16 protein-coding genes are annotated in these 21,282 nt (G+C 44.5%); 11 read left to right on the forward strand and 5 right to left on the reverse strand.

From position 1 onward, the window contains the following. Positions 1-26 precede the first annotated feature (26 nt). Entirely contained in the window at positions 27-1,970 is a 1,944-nt protein-coding gene (locus DWX33_RS16805; protein ID WP_005859978.1) for a fumarate reductase/succinate dehydrogenase flavoprotein subunit, read from the reverse strand. A gap of 48 nt (positions 1,971-2,018) precedes the next feature. Continuing rightward, positions 2,019-2,711, reverse strand: a complete 693-nt coding sequence (locus DWX33_RS16810; RefSeq protein WP_005859976.1) for a succinate dehydrogenase cytochrome b subunit — start codon at positions 2,709-2,711, stop codon at positions 2,019-2,021. Between the two features lie 185 nt (positions 2,712-2,896). Between DWX33_RS16810 and DWX33_RS16815 the strand changes: the two genes are divergently transcribed. The 9 genes from DWX33_RS16815 to DWX33_RS16855 all read left to right on the forward strand — a co-directional run bounded on the left by DWX33_RS16815 (position 2,897) and on the right by DWX33_RS16855 (position 15,326). Beyond that, positions 2,897-4,312, forward strand: a complete 1,416-nt coding sequence (locus DWX33_RS16815) for a tetratricopeptide repeat protein (protein ID WP_122380740.1) — start codon at positions 2,897-2,899, stop codon at positions 4,310-4,312. A 109-nt stretch (positions 4,313-4,421) separates the two neighbouring features. Then, entirely contained in the window at positions 4,422-5,645 is a 1,224-nt protein-coding gene (locus DWX33_RS16820; RefSeq protein WP_122380741.1) for a 6-bladed beta-propeller, read from the forward strand. 410 nt (positions 5,646-6,055) lie between these two features. Then, the gene (locus DWX33_RS16825) at positions 6,056-6,541 is read left to right on the forward strand and encodes an energy transducer TonB (RefSeq protein WP_122380718.1); all 486 of its coding nucleotides are present in this window, start codon (positions 6,056-6,058) and stop codon (positions 6,539-6,541) included. Positions 6,542-6,655: 114 nt separating this feature from the next. Beyond that, positions 6,656-7,018 carry a BlaI/MecI/CopY family transcriptional regulator gene (locus tag DWX33_RS16830; protein ID WP_005859967.1) on the forward strand — a complete coding sequence of 121 codons (363 nt, stop codon included), beginning with the start codon at positions 6,656-6,658 and terminating at the stop codon, positions 7,016-7,018. 17 nt (positions 7,019-7,035) lie between these two features. Next, complete coding sequence (locus tag DWX33_RS16835) at positions 7,036-8,859, forward strand: TonB family protein (protein WP_122380719.1); 1,824 nt, start codon at positions 7,036-7,038, stop codon at positions 8,857-8,859. Between the two features lie 56 nt (positions 8,860-8,915). Further along, entirely contained in the window at positions 8,916-10,778 is a 1,863-nt protein-coding gene (locus DWX33_RS16840) for a tetratricopeptide repeat protein (RefSeq protein WP_057326099.1), read from the forward strand. A gap of 31 nt (positions 10,779-10,809) precedes the next feature. Continuing rightward, entirely contained in the window at positions 10,810-11,967 is a 1,158-nt protein-coding gene (locus tag DWX33_RS16845) for a 6-bladed beta-propeller (RefSeq protein WP_057326100.1), read from the forward strand. 445 nt (positions 11,968-12,412) lie between these two features. Continuing rightward, entirely contained in the window at positions 12,413-14,617 is a 2,205-nt protein-coding gene (locus tag DWX33_RS16850) for a patatin-like phospholipase family protein (RefSeq protein WP_122380720.1), read from the forward strand. A 37-nt stretch (positions 14,618-14,654) separates the two neighbouring features. Further along, positions 14,655-15,326, forward strand: coding sequence for a DUF2461 domain-containing protein (locus tag DWX33_RS16855; protein WP_005863382.1), 672 nt, complete (start codon positions 14,655-14,657; stop codon positions 15,324-15,326). Between the two features lie 11 nt (positions 15,327-15,337). On the opposite strand, the gene DWX33_RS16860 is transcribed toward DWX33_RS16855, so the two are convergent. After that, positions 15,338-16,486 carry a BPL-N domain-containing protein gene (locus tag DWX33_RS16860; protein WP_005863380.1) on the reverse strand — a complete coding sequence of 383 codons (1,149 nt, stop codon included), beginning with the start codon at positions 16,484-16,486 and terminating at the stop codon, positions 15,338-15,340. A gap of 21 nt (positions 16,487-16,507) precedes the next feature. Beyond that, complete coding sequence (locus tag DWX33_RS16865; protein WP_121961181.1) at positions 16,508-17,707, reverse strand: LruC domain-containing protein; 1,200 nt, start codon at positions 17,705-17,707, stop codon at positions 16,508-16,510. A gap of 332 nt (positions 17,708-18,039) precedes the next feature. Here DWX33_RS16865 and DWX33_RS16870 point away from each other — a divergent pair, with 332 nt between their 5' ends. Next, on the forward strand, positions 18,040-18,450 hold the full coding sequence (locus tag DWX33_RS16870; protein WP_005863376.1) for a DUF3836 domain-containing protein: 411 nt from the start codon (positions 18,040-18,042) through the stop codon (positions 18,448-18,450). A 77-nt stretch (positions 18,451-18,527) separates the two neighbouring features. Here the strand turns inward: DWX33_RS16870 and DWX33_RS16875 are convergent, their stop codons facing one another. Then, a complete protein-coding gene (locus DWX33_RS16875) occupies positions 18,528-19,889 on the reverse strand; it encodes a TrpB-like pyridoxal phosphate-dependent enzyme (RefSeq protein WP_005859947.1) in 1,362 nt (453 codons plus the stop codon). A gap of 159 nt (positions 19,890-20,048) precedes the next feature. On the opposite strand from DWX33_RS16875, the gene DWX33_RS16880 reads away from it, so the two are divergent. Then, a complete protein-coding gene (locus DWX33_RS16880; RefSeq protein WP_122380721.1) occupies positions 20,049-21,278 on the forward strand; it encodes a DcaP family trimeric outer membrane transporter in 1,230 nt (409 codons plus the stop codon). Positions 21,279-21,282: the final 4 nt, after the last annotated feature.

A 21,282-nucleotide genomic window follows, 5' to 3' on the forward strand; every position in this document is an offset into this window, starting at 1 on the left:
CTAATTTTTTCTGAGATTGATGATTATTACTTCTTGTAGTTACGTGTTTGAGGAACAACGAACTCATAGTTCAAATCCTCTTTCAACATGACAGGATCTTTGTCCTCGCCTTGGTACTCCCAGCAAGATACGTACATGAACTTATCGTCATGACGCAAGGCCTCACCTTCTTCTGTCTGGTGCTCCGTACGGAAGTGACCACCACAAGACTCAGCGCGGTCCAAAGCATCGTGTGCCATCAATGTACCGATCTCGATAAAGTCGGCTACACGTAATGCTTTCTCTAACTCGGTATTCAAGTTGTCTGCGTTGCCTGGGATGAATACGTTGCTCCAGAACTCTTTCTTCAAGTCTTTCAGCATCTGGATAGCTTCTTGCAAACCTTTTGCGTCGCGTGCCATACCGATATGTTCCCACATGATATGACCTAGTTTGCGGTGGATAGTGTCTACGGTTTCTTTACCCTTGACGTTCATCAATTTTTGGATACGATCCTTGATGGCCTTTTCTGCCTCGACGAACTCCGGCAGATCCGTGCTGAAGCGAGGAACTTGGATTTGGTCGGACAAATAGTTCTGGATCGTGTATGGTAATACGAAATAACCATCGGCCAATCCCTGCATCAAAGCGGAAGCACCTAAACGGTTCGCTCCGTGATCGGAGAAGTTTGCCTCACCGATAGCGAACAGACCCGGAATGGAGGTCATCAACTCATAGTCAACCCACAATCCACCCATTGAGTAGTGCAATGCCGGGTAGATCATCATCGGAGTCTCGTATGGATTATCGTTCGTGATCTCTTCGTACATATCGAACAAGTTACCGTATTTCTGCTTAACGACCTCTTTACCCAAGCGATTGATCGCGTCGGAGAAATCCAAGAATACGGCCAAGCCCGTGCTGTTCACGCCGAAACCTGCGTCGCAACGCTCTTTAGCGGCACGAGAAGCCACGTCGCGAGGAACCAAGTTTCCGAATGCCGGATAACGACGCTCCAAATAATAATCACGGTCTGCCTCGGGAATATCTTTACCTTTCTTCGTTCCGGCCTGTAGAGCTTTAGCGTCTTCCAGTTTCTTCGGAACCCAGATACGACCGTCGTTACGCAAGGATTCGGACATCAAAGTCAATTTAGATTGGAAGTCACCTTTCACCGGTACGCAAGTCGGGTGGATCTGAACCATACAAGGATTAGCGAAGTAAGCGCCTTTCTTGTAGCATTGCCATGCGGCGGAACCGTTAGATGCCATAGCGTTGGTTGACAAGAAGAACGTATTAACGTAACCACCCGTAGCTACAACTACAGCGTGAGCGGCGTAACGCTCGATCTTACCTGTAATCAAGTTGCGGGCGATGATACCACGAGCACGACCGTCTACCTTAACTACATCCAACATCTCATGACGAGTGTACATCTTAACCTTACCCAAACCGATCTGACGGCTCAACGCTGAATAAGCGCCTAACAAAAGCTGCTGACCCGTCTGGCCACGGGCGTAGAACGTACGTGATACCTGAGCGCCACCGAATGAACGGTTATCCAACAAACCACCATATTCGCGAGCGAAAGGAACGCCTTGAGCCACGCACTGGTCGATGATTGAGTTAGAAACCTCAGCCAAACGATAAACGTTAGCCTCACGAGCACGGTAGTCACCACCTTTGATCGTATCGTAGAACAAACGGTAAACAGAGTCACCATCATTCTGGTAGTTCTTAGCGGCGTTGATACCACCTTGAGCGGCGATAGAGTGCGCACGGCGGGGAGAATCTTGGATACAGAAGTTCAATACGTTGAATCCCATCTCTGCCAAAGATGCGGCAGCGGAAGCTCCAGCCAAACCTGTACCGACTACGATAACATCCAAACGACGCTTGTTAGCGGGGTTCACCAATTTCTGGTGATTTTTATAATTAGTCCACTTCTCAGCCAACGGGCCTTGAGGTATTTTAGAATTTATTTCAGACATAATGATTTAATTTCAAAAGTTCTTAATTATAAAACCTGTAGCTTGCAATTAAGCACCTACTCCGTTTAGGAAGAAAATGATAGTAATGATCGCGAAAAGTCCGCAAATAACCGTAGCTACGATCTTAGAGATACATTCCCAACGGTTCATCCAGATCGTGTTATTCCAACCGATTGTTTGGATAGCGCTCCAGAAACCGTGAGTCAAGTGGAACCACAAAGCCACGTACCAGATCAAATAAAGAACGGTGATCACGGCATTACCTTGGAAGTAATAGTTGATAAAAGCGGCTCCGTCTTGTGGAGATACCATAGCTGACCCCAATGCAACTTCGTGATGACCGATCAATTCGGCGAACATCATCTTATACCAGAACTGGCTGAAGTGCAACAGCATGAACAGGATAACGATCAAACCCAAAACGAACATGTTCTGAGATGCCCATTCCACGCCTTTCGGACGAGCGTTGATAGCGTAACGGTCGTTACCACGTGCCTTACGGTTTTGCAAGGTAAGAATGATAGCGTACACGAAGTGGATCACAACGCCTGCGGCCAATACGAGAGTAGCTGCCACAGCGTACCAATTAGAGCCCAACAGCGAACAAACCATGTTATAAGCCTCTCCGGAGAAAACGGCCGCCACGTTCATCGACAGGTGGAACAATAAGAACAGAACAAGAAAGAGGCCTGATATACTCATTATCAGCTTCTTCCCGATAGAAGAATTAAGTAACCACATAAGATAATAATTTAAGTTATTTAATTGTATTTAGAAATTTCTACTTAAACTATGTAATTATCACGCAAAGGTATGCTAAATCCATATATCGCGCAAACGATTAAAGAAATATTTCTGCATTAATGGGAGAGGTCAGGGCATGTGCCCCGACACATGAAATAATGCGGAAGGAAAAGGCTTTCCTTATGAATAATTTATATACATTTGCCTATATGCGTAAGGATTTGAATGGGGCACGGCATTTTTCTATAGGGATCAAGTTTACGATCTTATTGTTTACGATCGCGATCTTGGTTCTTGTGCTTTTTTCGTATAGGAGCGACAAGCATGGCAACCTGTTCTGGCAGGTAGAGAAATTGATTCCGCATCATCCGGACAGCGCTTTGGTGTTATTAGAGAAAGTGACGGATGTCAATGGATTATCGCTTCGAGAGAAAGCCCGTTATTGTCTGTTATGGACCGAATCACGGGATGAGGCGGGATTGAGGCATACATCGGATTCCATAATCTCTATCGCTACGGATTATTATAGGACGACACGAGGCTGTTACTGGCCTCCCAAAGCGTGGTTTTACCGGGGGAAAGTCTATGAGGATATGGATCAACCGTCCCTAGCTTTGGAATGCTATTTACGTGCGTTGGAATATGAGGGAGGGAATTGGGATTACGAATTTTGGGGACGGTTATATAACCAGATAGGGAGGCTGTACGCCGAGCAGGAATTATATGGCAAGGCTATGTCTTTTTTGAGAAAAGCGAGTGCCCAATATCAGCTCTTGAATGATACGGCCGGACAAGGCCGGATACTGGAGGAAGTCAAGAAATACGAGACGTTACGGGATTCTATCGGATCGCTGTCAGCGAGAGAATCGATTTATCAGATCACTTCCCGGTATGATGTAAGGCCGGTTCGTGAGGACTTATATAGGAAAGAATTGATGTTATCGCAAAGGGGACAGGAGCGTTATCTGTATGCGTTTATTATCGGCATAATCCTATTTATTTGCTTCCTCCTTTATCGGCGATGGAGAAATACGCAGGAAAACGCTCTTCGAAGGGAAGAAGCCTTGCGACGTTCGATTGCTAGCCAGCAACAACGTATGCGAGAAGAAAAAGAAGAGAATGAACGGCAAATCACCCTTTTGGAAAAAAGAATTACGAAAATAAAGGAAGAAAAGGATCAAGAGTTGATGTTGGTTTCCTTACAATTGGAAAAACAACGGCTGGAGATTTGTAACGAGTCGATTCATAATAAGGAGAGTAAGCATTTATTATCTGTCGCGATCTTGCGGAAATCGGAGGTCTATGAGAAGTTCCACGATCGGGATGCCGGCAAGATTGTCTCTGAGGATTGGGAGCTTTTGGAGGTGCTGTTGAATAAGGCTTATGATGACTTTACCTTACGGCTGAAAAAACTATATCCTGCTATTTCCGATACGGAGTTGAAGGTCTGTATGCTTACGAAGATCGGCGTTCCCGCCAACCAGATCACACGGGTATTGAAATATAATAGTTCGGTACTTCGTCCTCGTCTATTCCGGAAGATTTTTAAGAAAGAAGGTTCTACGGAGACATTTGTGGAGTTTATCTCAAGTTTTTGATTATTATGTATTTATAGCGGTCTTGGCAGGTTTGTTCTCATTTTTGTTCTCATTTATCATGTGATTTGTGAGATATGCGGGATATTTTTGGAGGCAAAAAAGCATGGTTATGAAAAGTGTAAAGTTAGCCTCTATCTTGTTTTATTTAAATAGTGTTTTTGTCGTTTCTTGTTTCGTGTCATGCGGTTCTTCGCCAACGGAAGCGCCCTCTCTTTTAACCGCAGATATAAGAGGGGGGATGGATAAACCGGGGCTATTGGGATTAGGCGATGAGATCAAGGAGGTTACTTTTGTCCCTTTAGAGGTGACCACGGATGATGCCTCGTTGATAGACGGAGTTTATGATTATGCCGTGACAGATCGATATATCTATGTGCTTCCCGTAAAAGAGCCCCGTATCGTCCTGTTCGATCGGCAAGGGCGTTTTATCCGGACGTTGGTAAAAGAAGGGCAGGGGCCGGGTGAATTTAGCGGTATTCTGCCATGTATCCAAGTGGACGAACGTAATGACCGCTTTTTTTTATTTAGTAATAATCGAGTTTGGGAATATACGTTGGAAGGTGAATTTATCGGACAATCCACCCATGAGTATTCTGTAATCTATATGCGTCATATCGGAAAGGATCGTTTCGCCGCCATATCATTCCCTTTTCAGCCTTTCAACGGAGGAGGATTCGGATTAGGCCTATTTTCGAGGAAAGGGGATACGATAGCGATCAAGAATGATTTTTATTCCTTTTTATTACCTCATGAGAAGAGCGGGTTCACGACAAGTATCGCCCCCGCTTATTCTGATGCGCAAAACTCCGTGTTGTTTAAGACCGGTAGTAATGATACGGTCTTCTGTATCTCGGCGGATCGAATAAGTGCGGCTTGTGTCCTTGATCTGAAAAACTCGGATGCGGAAGTGATTCGTTCGTTGGATGTTACGGACATGAGTAATTTGCGAATTGAAAAAAAGGACCCCAAGGATATCTTTGTGCAAGATATGATTGAGTTTCCGGAACATTATTATTTCCGCTTATTGTATAACCAAGGCTATTATATAGCCTCTGTAGATAAAAAGACGGGAAAGACACTTGTGGAAAAATGTGAGATGCCGGGTTCTATCTATGAACTGGCGGATGCGAACCTTCAACATGGCATGCAGGGTACGAGAAGTTATCGGAATTTCCCGGTCTGGGGGAGGGTCATAAAAGATGAGCTGGTACAAGTAGTGACCCCGTATGAGCTAAACTTATATAAATCGCTTCGCTCGATCACGATTCCGCAGGAGTTGAACTTAAAAGGAGAGGAGGGCAATCCGGTTTTTGTGTTTTATTCGCTTATCTGACTTCGATATGTATCGCTCGGTTGTACTTCTTGTAATAATCTAGCGATAGAAGCTATAGTATTCATGGTTACTATCTATAGAAAATCTGATTTACTATTGATAGTAATCTGATTTATTATAGATAGTAATTGGATCGGTAATAGGCGTGTATGTATAACTGCGTAGATATCAGCCATATACTAATATTTACGTGCAAAGTGGGCATATTGTGTATTTTAACTGTTCGGTAAATAATCGTGTTCTTTTATCTTTTCTATGCCTTTGATGGCTATTAGTGTTAATTAACGTATTGTTTATATTTATATTACGAGTATTTCGTATATTTGCGAAACCAACGTAATATCCGGATATGCTTAGAGGTTGGTAAGTATGTGTAATAACGGTATAAATAACATTAAAACTGATTGAAAATGAAAAAGGCAATTATGAACACAATGATCATCCTGTTCGCTTTGGCGATGTGTGTAGGATGTGGGCAGTCTTCGGAACAAAAAGAAGACAGTGTACCGACAGATGTTGCAAAGGAAAAAGAGCAAGTACAGGTGGAAGCGGAGGACGAAGATACGCTGGAAAATGGAGAGCAGGTATTTAGGGTAGTAGAGGTGATGCCGAAGTTTCCCGGCGGTGATGCGGAGCTTTTGAAATTTATAGCCAAGAATGTAAAGTATCCACAAGAAAGCCAAAACAAAGGAGAGCAAGGCCGTGTGATTTGTTCGTTTGTGGTAACGAAGGATGGAACACTTACGAATTACAAGGTCATTAGAGGAATCTCCCCGGCATTAGACCAAGAGGCGGTTCGAGTTTTGCAAATGATGCCTCGTTGGACACCGGGCACGCAAAGAGGCGAGCCGGTAGCCGTGAAATATACGGTGCCGATCACATTTAAGTTGCAATAATTCACGATTGCAGGTCTTGTGATTCTTATTTAATGTTAATTAACGTGCCTTCCGCATGCCGTTTACGACTATTTCGTAGCTTTGTGGATATACATTAATAAAAGGATAAGATTTATGGAGAAGCTAACGATGCAGGAAGAAGAGGCGATGCGCTGGATTTGGCGGATCGGTCCTTGTTTTGTGAAAGATGTGCTGGCCAAATACGAGGACCCGAAACCTCCTTATACGACGCTCGCTTCCGTGATCAAGAATCTGGAGCGAAAGAAGTACGTGAAGGCGAAACGTTATGGAAATACGTATGAATACCGTCCTTTGATAGAGGAAACGGAATATAAACGTACGTTCCTTGGCGGCGTGGTAACGAATTATTTCGCTAACTCGTATAAAGAAATGGTTTCTTTCTTTGCGAAAGATCAGAAAATCTCTACGGATGATCTAAAGGATATCATCGATTTGATTGAGAAAGGAAAAGAATAACCTAAATCCCACATACCATGACACCGGAATTTGCCTACTTATTGAAGGTAAATGTAGCCTTTGTACTCTTTTACGCCTTCTACCGGTTGTTCTTCTATAAGGACACGTTCTTCAAGCTACGTCGTGCGATATTGCTGGCGTTCTTTGGCTTGGCTCTGTTTTATCCTTTGCTGAACATCCAAGATTGGGTAAGGCAACAAGAGCCTATAGTGGACGTGATTTATATGTATTCCGCTATGTTGCCTGAGGCGACGGCGAAAGCGGATGCCGCGGCGTCCGTGGATTGGTATGGATGGTTGCTGGGATCTTTGGGGTTTATTTATTGGGGGATTGTAGCGTTCTTATGCGGACGTTTTCTCGTGCAATTAAGCAGTATCTTATGGTTGGCTCATACCAGTGAGCGTGTTGTTATTCATGAAACTCCGGTTTATGCGTTGCGGAAGGCCGCCGGACCATTCTCCTTTTTCCGTATGGTCTTCTTGCATCCGGAGAGTCATTCGGATAAGGAAACGGATGAGATATTGACACATGAATGTACGCACGTATCCCAATGGCACTCGATTGACGTGATCTTGAGCGAGATGATGTGTATGGCTTGCTGGTTTAATCCTTTTGTATGGTTATTGAAGCGTGAGGTTAGGCATAATCTGGAGTATCTGGCGGATAACACGGTGATCCAGTCTGGTTACGATAGTAAGAGCTATCAATACCATTTATTGGGATTGGCTCATCATCAGTCCGTTACTACTTTGTATAATAGTTTCAATGTGCTGCATCTGAAGAACCGGATTATGATGATGAACAAGAAGCGGAGCCCGGGTATCGTACGTACGAAATATCTGATATTTATTCCATTGGTAGGGATCTTGATGCTGTTAAGTAATATCGAGGCGGTAGCGCGTTTGACTGTCCGTCTGGCGAATGAGGCTACGGTCTCGAACGCTATGGTGACGGCTACGGGCATTCTGGTTGATGAGACCGGGCAGCCTTTGATCGGGGCATCAGTTGTGGTGAAGGGCGGTAAAGAGGGGACTATCACGGATAGGAAAGGGGCTTTCTCTTTGGAGGTCCCTGCGAATGCGATTTTGCGATGCAGCTATCAAGGAAGGGAGTCTCAAGAGGTCTTGGCTGCTGATATGACAAATAATACCCATTTGTCCTTATCTTCCAAATCCCGTGAGATGAACGAGCAAGTATTTACCGTGGTAGAGAAGATGCCTAGTTTCCCGGGTGGGGATGCGGAGTTGTTGAAATACATAGCCACGAATATAAAGTATCCGAAAGAGAGTCAGGATAACGGGGAACAAGGTCGTGTAATCTGCTCGTTTATCGTCGGGCGTGATGGTTCCGTCAATAATCCGGAGGTGCTTCGGGGAGTGACTCCTTTATTGAATGAGGAGGCCGTAAGGGTAATAAACACTATGCCTCGCTGGAATCCGGGAATGCAACGTGGAAAGGCGGTCGCCGTGAAATATACGGTCCCGATTACGTTCCGTTTGAAAAGTCCGGTAGAAGAAACGAAGGAAGAGACTTTGACGGTAGTGGACGTGATGCCGCAATATCCCGGAGGGGATCATGAATTATTAAAGTTTATCGCTCAAAGCATAAAGTATCCGACGGATGCGCAGGAAGCGGGAGTGCAAGGTCGTGTGATCTGTTCGTTTGTGGTAGATAAGAAAGGAAATATCGTGGAACCTAAAATCATACGGGGGATAGATCCCTCCTTGGATGCGGAAGCTTTGCGAGTCATCGGAATGATGCCCCGGTGGACTCCCGGTCGTCAGGACGGAAAGGCGGTCCGTGTCTTATATACGGTGCCTATTACTTTCCGGTTACAGTGAAATAAGAATAGAGGCTATGTTAGTCGCTTAATCAGTAATCTTAAAAATATACAGATATGAATGCGAAATGTAATTTAGTTACAGTTCTGTTACTTTGTTGCCTTATTTTTCCCGGGAATGCTCAAGAGTTTAATTGGCAAGACTTGGTGAACCGTAAGCAATATGCGGCTGTGATCGCCCGTGCCGATAGCCTTACCCCGGCTGATTCTTCCGATTATGAGGTGATGAATGCTATCGGGCAAGCCTACGAGGGGATGCTTCGTTACCGGCAAGCCTACGACTATTATCGTCTTTGCCTCTCCATGGACACGACTAATCTGGATATTTTAAATACGTTGGCCCGAACGGCTACGAACTTGGGCAAGGCGAAAGACGCTGAGCGGTATTTCCACAAGGTATTAGCGGCCGATAGCCTAAACTTCTATGCTAATTATCAATTGGCCCGGTTGTATTTCCAGTTGGGCGAATATGAGAGGGCGGTTGATACGTATGAGAAACTACAAGCCCGGAATGAGGACAATACGGCCTTATACCGTGCGATCGGCGATTGTTATTCCCGGCTGGAGCAATACCCGTCCGCGACGATCGCCTATTTTCAAGCGTATAACTTGAACCGGGAGAATGCGGGACTGGCGGGTGCTTTGGTAAATACATTATATCGTATGGGTGTCGGTAGTCCGGACTATATATTAGAAGGGGTAGCGATTTGCGATACCGCCTTGATCTACAATCCGGGGAATCGCCAGTTATTACGCAGTAAAGCTTTGGGTTTGTATATGGCAAAACAATTCGCTCAGGCTGATTCCATTTACTCTGGTTTGTTGGCTGATGGTGATTCTACTTACCTTACCTTGAAATATGGGGGAGCCTCGAAGTATTATGCCGGTCTGTATATGCCCTCGGTAGATATTCTGGATATGGCTTATGAGCAGGATACGACCTCGGTCGAGGTATGCCTCTTATTGGGTTCCGCCTTGGGTAAGACGTATGACCGGAAACGGGCTTACGACTTATTTGACCGGGCGGAAAAGGGATTGGAGCCCAATCGTTTCTTGGTAAATCAATTATTGGCCTTCCGTGCGGAGACTTACCAAAAAGACGGGAGATACAAGGAAGCGTCCCGTCTCTACTATGAGGCATGGAAGAAGAATCCGGAACGACTGGATTTCCTAGCGGCGATCTCGCATATGTATAGTGAGATTGACGTGTCTAAATTCCAGAGCGAGGAGGATCGTCAGCGAGGTCTTTTTATCTTGGTACTTTATATGAATGAGAGCTTAAAGAAAAAAGCGGACGAGAGGACGATGGTGTTTAGCCGGGCGCTTCTGCAATCCTTCTATGAGGATATGTTTTTCCGTAATGTGGCGGAGGAGACTATGATAGACCCGGATGGGAAAAAGAGCAAGATTTCTATCGTGGATTTGCGTAACCTGATCAATCAATTGCCGGAGGAATCGGAGATGGTCATGGAGATTCGTGCCATGAGCGCCAGAAGCTCGGGTAAGATAGAGGAGGCGGCCCGTCTGCTTTATCGGGCGTGGAAGGTGAAGGGTACTCGTGTAGAATTGCTTCGTGAGATCGCGAACCTATATAGCCATCCGGATATCTCCGGATTCAAGAATGCGGAGGAGCTACAGAGAGGTGTATTCGCTCAAGTGACTTACGCAAAGGAACTGTTGAAAAACGAGTCGGATCTGAGTGACCTGACTTTTACCCGGCCTTTCTTGGAGTCATTAAATTCGGATATGTCCAAACGGGGTATCACGGAGCAAACCATGCTGGCTCCAGATAACCGGAAAAGCCAGCTTTCTATAGATGAACTCCAATCTCTGATCCAACAACTGCCAGAGACATCCGATGAGGTAAAAGAGATGATACGGATGATGAACAAAGAGAAAGCGCTAAAGAGCAAGAAATGACATCGAACGAAAGACTTTAAACATCATGAAAATGAGAAAATTAACTACGAACGCAGTGGCTATGCTGCTCGCTTTAGTCGGATGTATGGGATGTGGCAATCGGTCCGCTTCCTCTGTCGATAACCTTATTAGGGTTGATGTCATGGCCGATTATCCGGAAAAGGAACTGATACTTCAAGACCTTATGGACGTGGAATACATCGCGTTGGAAACCACGGATGATTTTATAACTAAAGGTGCCGTGAAAGCGATCGGAAAGGATATCATGCTGGTGACGAATCGGGGCAGTGATGGGGATATTCTTGTTTTCGATAGAAACGGAAAGGGACTAAGGAAGATAAACCGTTTAGGGCAAAGCGGTGAGGAATACACGCAGCTTACAGGGCTTGTCTTGGATGAGGATAACGATGAGATATTCGTCAAGGATAATCCAGCGAGAAAAATAGGTGTCTATGACTTATTAGGAAACTATAAAAGGAGTTTTAAGTTCACGGATACCAGTTATTATAATTATATATTTAATTATGATCGTGATCATTTGATTTGCTATAAGAGTTATCCATCGGAAAAAGGCAAGCGGGAGTGTCATTTGATTATTTCCAAGCAAGATGGCCGTATCATTCATGAGATCCAAATTCCCTCTAAGGGGACTGAGACTCCGGTTGTAACAGAAGGGGAGTTTATCATTACGCCGGAATTTTATCTTACGTTTCCGGATCGGGATAAATGGATACTTGTCAATACATCGTCTGATACCATATTCCATTACTTGCCGGATGGTAATCTGAGTCCTTTTATCGTAAGAAGCCCTTCCATATCCTCCATGGATACTAAAGTATTTCTTTTTCCAACCGTCATCACCGATCGCTACTGTTTCATGAGAACCATGAGAAAAGAGGTTGACTTTACGACGTTTAAAGGTTTCCTTGGTGAAGATCTGGTGTATGATAAACAAGAAAATGCCTTATTCAGCTATATTCTATACAATGATGATTTCATCAATAAGGAAGAAGTCTCTCTAACATCAGAGCCAAGAAACCCCGAAATAGCTATCTGCCAAACTCTAGATGCCCCGGACTTAGTTGAGGCTTACGAGAAAGGCCAGCTAAAAGGAAAGTTGAAGGAGATCGCCGCAAACTTGGATGAAGAGTCGAATCCTGTGGTCATGTTGCTGAAAAAGAAAAAGTAATATATTGCTCCGGCTGCTACCTTGCTGGAAAAAAGTAAGTTGATGGCTATATTATTTTTTGATAAACACGTACATACCTGATTCATAATACGTAAATCGATTTTAGAGAGAAATGCCTATTAATTCTAGGGAGACTGTATCAAATACTATCTATTGCCCACTTATGTTCCGGAAATAAAATGTTCCTCTCCTGTTGAAATAGTTCTCCGATAACCTATACATTCCATAGCGAATAAGTATTTATTCTTAAATCAGCGCCGTGAACTGTATAAACCACGCCGTGGAATGTGCAGACCACGCCTTGGTTTATACAGTTCACGGCATGGTTTATAGAATAGATGAGATAGCGATAAACTTTATATATAGGTAAACATACGTTTTATTCTAGATGAATCCGTTTGCGTTTTCGAGTAAACCAGCTACATTTGCCGGAAAGAATATCTAGATGAGGAAGTTCCTTTTATTGTGGTTGGTTGGGTTGATGTTGGTGCCTTCTGTGATGGCTGAGCGGAAAAAGGTTGGCTTGGTGCTGGGAGGCGGTGGGGCGAAAGGTGTCGCTCATATCGGGGTGTTGAAGGTATTGGAGGAGGCCGGCATCCCGATTGATTATATTGCCGGAACCAGTATGGGAGCTATCGTTGGTGGCTTGTATTCCGTTGGCTATACTGCCGCTGAGATCGATAGCATGGTACGTTGGCAGGATTGGAGCATGTTGCTAAGTGACCGTGTGAAACGTAGTAACCTTACTTTTCCGGAGAAAGAGAATTCCGAGCGATATGTCTTTTCCCTTCCTTTTGGCCGGAGTAAAAAAGAGATAACGATCCAAGGGATGATAAAAGGTCAAAATCTCCAGAACCTTTTCTCTGATTTAACGATCGGTTATCATGATTCCGTAGATTTTAATCAATTGAATATACCTTTCGCTTGTGTGGCGTTGAATGTGGTGGACGGGCAAGAATATGTTTTCCATCGTGGAAGTCTTCCGTTGGCAATGCGTGCCAGTATGGCGATTCCTGCCGTGTTCGCGCCGGTACGTTTGGATAGCATGGTGTTGGTAGATGGTGGGATCAAGAATAACTATCCGGCGGATGTCGCACGGGATATGGGGGCGGATATCATTATTGGCGTAGATCTGGGTACTAGCGACTTGAAACAGTTGGAGCGGATAAATACCCCTTGGGATATCGTAGGGCAGATCATCGCCTTGCATGGTTATGAGAAATACGGACCGAATAAGGAACAGACCGATCTGTTGTTCCGCCCGAATACAGACCCTTATAATTCCGCTAGTTTTGGGGAGACGGCCCTGGATACCTTGATTGACCGGGGTGAGCAAGTCGCCCGCAAGCAATGGGATGAGATTCTTGCCTTAAAGAAGAAGATTGGTTTATCCGATAGTTCGGATATGCACCGAAACAGATTAGTACATTCCTATCCGGTAGCCCCTACCGATACGTTTCATATCCGGCGTGTCTTGTTTGAAGGTATAGATCCTCGTGATGAGAAATGGTTGACGCAAATCAGCGGCTTGAAAGAGAATAGCTTGCTTACCGTGAAGAAATTGCAGGAAGCCATGTCTATCGTGATCGGTACAAATCTTTACTCGAATGTGAGCTATAAATTGGTCGGTGAGAGGCAGGAGGATTTGGTGCTTACGGTACAGGAAAAATCAAATAGCGCAATTAATGTGGGCTTGAATTTTAATAGTGAGGATATCGTCGCCCTGTTGCTGAATGCTACTTTTGACAATCGGGCTCGTTACCATTCGAAGTTCTCCGTAACGGGAAGGATCGGGAAACGTATGTATGGGCGAGTGGACTATGCGATAGAGCGTAATCCCTTGCGTAACATCAATCTGTCTTACATGTTCACGTACCATGATCTCGACGTCTATAACCGGGGGGATAAAATCGTAAATACGACGTATCGCCACCATTTCGTGGAACTTGGATATTCGGACATGAACTGGCTGAATTTCAAGTTGAAGCTAGGAGCCCGTTATGAGTATTTTGATTATAACTCATTCCTTTATACGGCGGAAAACCAAAAGTATCAAGTAAAACCGGAAGGCTTTATCAGTTACTTCGCTCAGGCCCATCTGGAAACCTTGGACCGCCGTTACTTCCCGAGTAAAGGCGTTTCTCTGCAAGCGGATTATTCCATTTATACGGATAACTTCGTGACTTATAAGGGACATACCTTCTTCTCCGCTTTGAAACTCAGTTTCCTTTCAGTATTGCCGCTGACTTCCCATTTGAGTCTGTTGCCGTCTATCGATGGTCGCGTGTTGATCGGGAAAGATCCGGCTTATCCCTTTTTGAATGTGGTGGGAGGCGATATGCCGGAAAGGTACCTTCCCCAGCAGTTACCGTTCGCGGGGATCAATCGGATGGAGATATTCGATAATTCCGTGGCGATCGTCCGTTTGAACTTACGTCAGCGTATCGGGCAGCGGCACTATATCTCATTGATAGCCAACTATGCGATCCATGAGGATAATTTCTTCGACCTGCTCAAGGGAGAAAGTGTATGGGGAGGCAGCATCGGTTATGCCTATAATAGTATGTTCGGTCCGATGAATACGAACTTCGGATTGTCGAACCGGAATAATAACCTGCAATTTTATCTGAATCTGGGTTACAGTTTCTAATATTTCTTACATTTGTAAGGATTAAAAATAGAAAGTTATGAATGAACAGATCATAGAGTTCTTGACAGAGTTGAGGAGCCATAACAATCGGGAATGGTTCCAAGACAATAAAAATCGTTACGATGCGCTACGTAAGGGGTTTATCGATGAGGTACAAGATTTAATAGGTCGTATCTCCTTATTCGATCCCGAGGTAGCCGGGTTGGAGGCGAAAGATTGTTTGTTCCGGATATACCGGGATATCCGTTTCTCTCCGGATAAGACTCCTTATAAATGTCATTTCGCCGCTTACATCTCCCAAGGTGGTCGTGCCAGCGAACGGAGTGGTTATTATATCCATCTGGAGCCGGGAGGTTGCTTGCTTTCCGGAGGTGTATGGTGCCCGCCACCTGCGCTATTAAAGAAACTTCGTCAGGATATATACGATCATATCGAGGAATTTACGGCTATTATCGAGGAACCTACATTTAAGAAAACATTCCCGGTGTTAGAGGGGGAGATGCTGAAACGCATGCCTGCCGGCTATCCAATGGATTCCCCTTATGGTTATATCATGAAGCATAAGGATTTCAGCGTGGTGTCTTATAAGCCGGATAATTTCTTTTACGCTACGGATTGGATGGATAAGGCGGTGGATGACTTTAAATTGTTATTACCATTCAATCGTTTCTTAAACTATACGGTAGATGAATATCTAGGGAGAGTTTAAATCTCCCTAGCCTAAGGAAGTAGGGCTGTTAGTTTCTCCAGCTGCGTCTTTAACTCTTCTTGGGTCGCCTTATCGGTTTCTGTCCGGTAAGCCGCCTGTAAGTTGGGTAAGAAAGGTAAGTAATGGGTATCCGCTATATATCGGGCTGCCCGGATACGGACGGCGGGTGAAGCGTCATAAAGCAATCCTTGTACCCATCGTTTGGCGTCCCATGAATGATGTGCTTCCAGCCAATCCAAGGCGGCAACCTTTTGCTCGCTTTCTCCGCTTAAAAGGATTTGAAAGGCTTTTTCTTCCTGCTTTAAATCATCGGTAGCCATTAATGATTCATGATTGAACAGGTCTGGACGTACGGCGGAGGATTGATAAGGGATAAAAGGCTTATTCAAGGTCCAACGTACCATCCGGGGGATCATCCACATCATGCCGGGAGTACCTTCGGGGTGGGCGATGGAACTAAAAACACGCCCTTTCCCGTAGTTATTGGCTACGAAGAATGGCTTACCGTTTGTCATATTAGCCGGGGCGTTTCCTTCCTCATGCACATCGCTTTCCATGATGGCAAGCGTGTTGCTTTGGATCGTATCAGCCGGATTGTTTATAAATACCGGTCCCTCATAGTAAATGACGAAACTCGTATCGCGGTCGGCTAATTCGGGGAATATCTTCTTACCCTCCTCGCATAAGGTGAATTTCGCTAATCCATGCCCTCGGTTGTCATGCTCGATGTCGATCGCTTGCTGTCCATTTAGCTGTATACAGGTGTAATCAGGAGTATTCGAGAATAGATAGGCTCCGGCACAGATCCCGACAGCCCCTTTACCTTTAGCGATGAAGTCCTTGATACGTTGTTGATTTAAGGTCCCTAGGTTTAAGTACTGACTTTTGCCACTTCCTCCCGGGATAATAATAGCGTCGATCGAATCGAGCACATTATTAGCTATATCTGCTGTAGTAATGGTACATACCTCCATTTCCGGGTCTAGCCGGATAGCGGCGACAGTTTCCCAAATACAGGTCTGTGCTCCTCCATGCCCATCGAATACACCCACCTTTATCGGCTGAGTACTAATCTCTTTTTTCGTGCTCTTGTTTTCCGGCACTGAGCACTGAACGCATAAAGCCAGATAGGCAAGAAATAAGATGGCGGTCGTTTTCATTTTACGGAGGATTTTAGGTTGTTATTGTTCTCGGGTATAAATCCACTTATCAACCGTATTCTTACTTTTATACCATTGTACATGTTTGCTATCTCCACTTACCCATTTCAATAGATCCGGATAGGCATCACCAATAAAAGCATGTTCCACAGGGTATTTGAAATCATCCGGTATCATTAAGGCCCATATGCAATTATCATTTGAGTAATAACGGTATCTGACCCCTTTGGGGGTATAGCTATAATTACGTTGGTGGATTTCCGTGCGTAAGACCTCTCCTTCCCGCTTTAATACGGTCGTGAAAAGATCGATGTCATCAATGGTCAAATCTTTTAAGGCACCGGCTGCGAACGAAAAGGTGATCAAACGTTCTTGCTTTCCCCTATATGGAAGGTCATTATCTGTATTAATCATTTCATGAAAAGAGAATAATCCATGTATATCATCCGATAGGGCATAAACCGGAGTCTCGGTTTCCGATTCTGGAGTCGTGGTCCAGCCATTTAACTCGGCTTTTTGGATGTCTTTGGACTTTATGCAGGGGAGATGGATGAAAGCTCCGGCCCGCTTAGTTCCACCTAATGCACGGAAAGTCAGTTTTATATTGGCGAATTGTACATAATCGTCTTTCATGGAAGTTTTCATCTGGACTTTTATCACGGCATCATTAAAATCATAATCTCCATAATTAGGGAAAGAGTCTTCTATTATAAATGTATAGGTGGAAGACACGCTTCGGGTCGGGGTACGGCTAACCGGAGTAGCGGTTGTTTCCTGCGATACGGCTAACGAATCGAAAGCACAGACATTATCATTACCCGGTGTTAAGGTGACAGGAGCGGTAACTTGATATCCGGTAGGGGTCGTCAATTGTATGTAAACTTGATCCGACTCTCCCTTTGGATAGATAATTTTCTTATCGAAAAGCGTTTTCTTTGAGCAAACCCCGGTAGCGAGAAGATTCGCATCTTGATCTTCCGGACTTTTATCAAATACTTCTACCAGATAATTATAGGTGCCATCATAGGGGTCGAAAGATTGTACGGTAAGGTGGGATATTTGTATCATCGACCAATCGAAATTAGAGGAAATTGTTACCTTTGAGAATGGATTAGTACCTTCTCCCGGAATTTTATCGGAAGGATCATATACATCCTTTGTACATCCTGAGAATAGGATAAAAAGAAAGGATGTGATAAATAGTTTCATTATTTGTCGCATGTCAAGAAATCAATTTGCATTCTGCCTTTGCAAAGGTAAGAATATATTTATTAATCAATAGATTTTTAATTTATTAAAAAAGCGGTGTCTAAAGTTTTCTTTTGAAAGTTACATCCGGCTGGTGGTAAATAATAGATATTTAAAAATCGGGGGAACTTACGATTTGGTTTACAATATGTCAGTAAACATGGGGGAATCGAAGGGAATGAAGGTCTTGAATGTGTTAAATATTGTGATATTGCTAACGATTTGTCACTTTGCTTTTGGTGATTGTCGGGAAACTTCCTTACTTCGCGGTACAAAATGATAGTAACCTTATAAATTAAAATAGTATGAAGACATCAGTTTGGGGTAAAAGTATTCTTGCGCTAGTTTTTACTTTCATGTGTAGTTTAGCGATAAGCGCAGCGTCTCCTAAAGATTATCTATATGATACAAAAGAGGAGAATGGTAAGATTATCTCTAAAGTGGTATTCTTACAGGAAAACGGACTGTTGAACAAACAGGTAAGATATGAGTTCCAGTACAACGAGAACGGCAAGGTTTCCGAGAAGAAAGCGTTTCGTTGGGATCGGACAAACGACGAATGGGTTCCATTCTATCAGATCACTTATCAATATGATGATCGAAGTGGAGAGATAAAGACAAATTACGGTATGTGGGATAAGAAGAAGAAAAACTTTAGCTTAAATGTCCAGAACATGATTATCCCGAGTACTAATTACGAAGAAATTTTCTCATAATACATACTTTAAATTAAGACTTTCATAGACAAATAAGGGAAAGGGGCGATTTGGTATCGCCCCTTTTCTTGTTTTTATCAGATGATTTTCTCCAAATCTTTCAAATTGTTAGCTACTTCCTCATCCGTTACCTCATAGTTTGTTAGATCACCGGATAGATATTGGTCGTAAGCGGCCATATCGATCAAGCCGTGGCCCGATAAGTTGAACAAGATCGTACGAGGTTTACCTTCGATCTTGGCTTGCTCTGCCTCATGGATAGCCGCGGCGATAGCGTGGGATGATTCCGGGGCCGGTATGATTCCTTCCGCTTGCGCGAATAAAGTAGCGGCCTTGAAGGTATCCAATTGCTTGATATCCACGGCGCTCATCAATTCGTCTTTCATCAACTGGCTGACGATGGAGCCGGCGCCATGATAACGCAAACCTCCCGCATGGATATTCGCTGGAGAGAAATTATGTCCCAACGTAAACATCGGGATTAGCGGGGTATAGCCAGCCTCATCTCCGAAGTCATATTGGAATTGCCCTCTTGTAAGTTTCGGGCAAGATGCCGGTTCCGCTGCTATAACCCGGATATCCTTACCTTCCGTTAGTTTATGGCGCAGGAATGGGAATGTGATACCGGAGAAGTTGGAACCACCCCCGAAACAACCGATAACGACATCAGGGTACTCGCCAGCCATTTCCATTTGTTTCTCAGCTTCCAGTCCGATAACGGTCTGATGCAGCATAACGTGGTTTAATACGCTACCTAATGTATATTTACAGTTCGGTGTCTGCATGGCCAACTCTACCGCCTCGGAGATAGCGGTACCTAGGCTACCTTGATAATTAGGATGGTCTGTCAAGATCTTGCGTCCGGCTTTCGTACTCATACTTGGGGAGGCAACAACTTGTGCTCCGAAAGTCTGCATGATCGAACGACGGTAGGGCTTCTGGTGGTAACTAACCTTTACCATATAAACGGCAAGTTCCAAGCCGAAAGCTTTTGCCGCGTAAGAAAGAGCGGCACCCCATTGTCCGGCGCCTGTCTCGGTCGTGATATTTGTCGTACCCTCTTGTTTACAATAATAAGCCTGAGCCAAGGCCGAATTCAACTTATGTGAACCGATCGGGCTTACACTCTCGTTCTTGAAATAGATATGGGCGGGCGTATCCAGCGCTTTTTCCAATCCAGTGGCACGAACCAACGGAGTCGGTCGCCATACCTTATAAAGCTCGCGTACTTCATCGGGGATCTCGATCCATGTGTCTGTCGTGTTCATTTCTTGATGAGAGACGCCTTTCGAGAATAGAGGATATAAATCTTCCTCCTTTAAGGGCTGTTTAGTTTGTGGATTTAAGATCGGCAGCGGTTTGTTCTTCATATCCGCTACGATATTATACCATGCCGTAGGTATATCTTTTTCTTCTAGCAAAAACTTTTTAGTACTCATTTTCTTTATCTGGTGTTTACAATATTAATCTAATTTGACCTTTAAGGCTTACAACTTGGAAGCAAAGGAACAAATAATATTTCGTTTCTTCAAATTGAATCCATAAAAATATATACATTCGCGGCTTATAAGGTAAGAAAAATAACAAACTGAATTATAATGAGACGGATTGCCCTGTTGCTCGTGGGGATGCTAGCCTTATTTTCTACGACAGCGCAAAGAAAAAACTTCACTTACAAATTCTACGGCTTCGTCCGTGGAGATCTTTTCTACAATTCCCGGGCTAATATGGCTCCGATCGATGGGAACTTTTATCTCTATCCTTTGGATAAGAGTTTTGATGCGGATGGCAAGGATTTGAACGCCACGCCGAATGGCAGTTTCTATACGTTCACTTCCCGCTTGGGCTTGGACGTGACGGGTCCCGATATCGGCAAGGCTCGTTCCTCCGCTAAGATAGAGACGGACTTTGGCGGTTTTTCCGGTAGTAATACGATGTTACGTATCCGGCAGGCATACGTAAACTTGGATTGGGGAAAATCGGCGGTATTAGTAGGGATCACGTGGCATCCCTTGTTTGGCGCCGTGATGCCGGATGTCTTGAATCTTTCCACCGGAGCGCCGTTCCAGCCTTTCAACCGTAGCCCTCAGATCCGTTACCAGTATAAGGCGAATAGCCGGGTACAATTGACGGCTTCCGTGTTGTGGCAATTACAATACCTTTCCAGCGGACCGAAAGGCATGAGCGAGGATTATATCAAGAATAGTTGCATTCCGGAGATGTTCGTGGGGGCGGATTTTACCCCTGCGGATGGTTGGTTGATGGGGCTCGGCGCTCATATGATCTCCTTGAAACCCCGTACTTCCACAGAATGGAAGGAGCAAACTTTTAAGGTGAACGAGCGAATGACCGCATTCTCTTACGAGGCACATTTGAAGTATAGCGGAAGAAACTATACCTTTGCGGCGAAAACCTTGATGGCCTCAGCCTTGGATCATACCGCTTTATTGGGCGGTTACGGGGTGAGCTCGGTGGACTCCCGTACGGGCGAGCAGGGATATACGCCTTTTCGCCATTCTACGACATGGGTGAATTTCGCCTACGGAACGAAATGGAGACCGGGAGTTTTCGTCGGATATACGAAGAATTTGGGAACCGGGAAGTCCTTGGTCTCAGCGGATAAGGTGTATGGTATGGGATTGGATATCGATCAATTAATAACCGTCAGCTTAAACGTATCGTATAATTTACCGCATTGGAAGTTCGGTTTCGAGTATTGTCCGGCGACAGCTTATTATGGCACGACCGACTTAGAGAGCGGACGTATCGAGCAAACACATGCGATAACGAATCATCGTATATTAGGTTTGATGATGTATTATTTTTAAAGAT

It is taken from the genome of Parabacteroides sp. AF19-14 (assembly GCF_003635485.1).
GTDB lineage: Bacteria > Bacteroidota > Bacteroidia > Bacteroidales > Tannerellaceae > Parabacteroides > Parabacteroides distasonis.

Bases quoted from the DNA above. Each gene is read 5' to 3' on its own strand.
- DWX33_RS16870 (WP_005863376.1), top strand. From the start codon at position 18,040: ATGAAGACATCAGTTTGGGGTAAAAGTATTCTTGCGCTAGTTTTTACT.
- DWX33_RS16880 (WP_122380721.1), top strand. From the start codon at position 20,049: ATGAGACGGATTGCCCTGTTGCTCGTGGGGATGCTAGCCTTATTTTCT.
- DWX33_RS16865 (WP_121961181.1), bottom strand. From the start codon at position 17,707: ATGCGACAAATAATGAAACTATTTATCACATCCTTTCTTTTTATCCTA.
- DWX33_RS16805 (WP_005859978.1), bottom strand. From the start codon at position 1,970: ATGTCTGAAATAAATTCTAAAATACCTCAAGGCCCGTTGGCTGAGAAG.
- DWX33_RS16860 (WP_005863380.1), bottom strand. From the start codon at position 16,486: ATGAAAACGACCGCCATCTTATTTCTTGCCTATCTGGCTTTATGCGTT.
- DWX33_RS16850 (WP_122380720.1), top strand. From the start codon at position 12,413: ATGAGGAAGTTCCTTTTATTGTGGTTGGTTGGGTTGATGTTGGTGCCT.
- DWX33_RS16845 (WP_057326100.1), top strand. From the start codon at position 10,810: ATGAGAAAATTAACTACGAACGCAGTGGCTATGCTGCTCGCTTTAGTC.
- DWX33_RS16830 (WP_005859967.1), top strand. From the start codon at position 6,656: ATGGAGAAGCTAACGATGCAGGAAGAAGAGGCGATGCGCTGGATTTGG.
- DWX33_RS16820 (WP_122380741.1), top strand. From the start codon at position 4,422: ATGAAAAGTGTAAAGTTAGCCTCTATCTTGTTTTATTTAAATAGTGTT.
- DWX33_RS16840 (WP_057326099.1), top strand. From the start codon at position 8,916: ATGAATGCGAAATGTAATTTAGTTACAGTTCTGTTACTTTGTTGCCTT.
- DWX33_RS16855 (WP_005863382.1), top strand. From the start codon at position 14,655: ATGAATGAACAGATCATAGAGTTCTTGACAGAGTTGAGGAGCCATAAC.
- DWX33_RS16815 (WP_122380740.1), top strand. From the start codon at position 2,897: ATGAATAATTTATATACATTTGCCTATATGCGTAAGGATTTGAATGGG.
- DWX33_RS16825 (WP_122380718.1), top strand. From the start codon at position 6,056: ATGAAAAAGGCAATTATGAACACAATGATCATCCTGTTCGCTTTGGCG.
- DWX33_RS16810 (WP_005859976.1), bottom strand. From the start codon at position 2,711: ATGTGGTTACTTAATTCTTCTATCGGGAAGAAGCTGATAATGAGTATA.
- DWX33_RS16835 (WP_122380719.1), top strand. From the start codon at position 7,036: ATGACACCGGAATTTGCCTACTTATTGAAGGTAAATGTAGCCTTTGTA.
- DWX33_RS16875 (WP_005859947.1), bottom strand. From the start codon at position 19,889: ATGAGTACTAAAAAGTTTTTGCTAGAAGAAAAAGATATACCTACGGCA.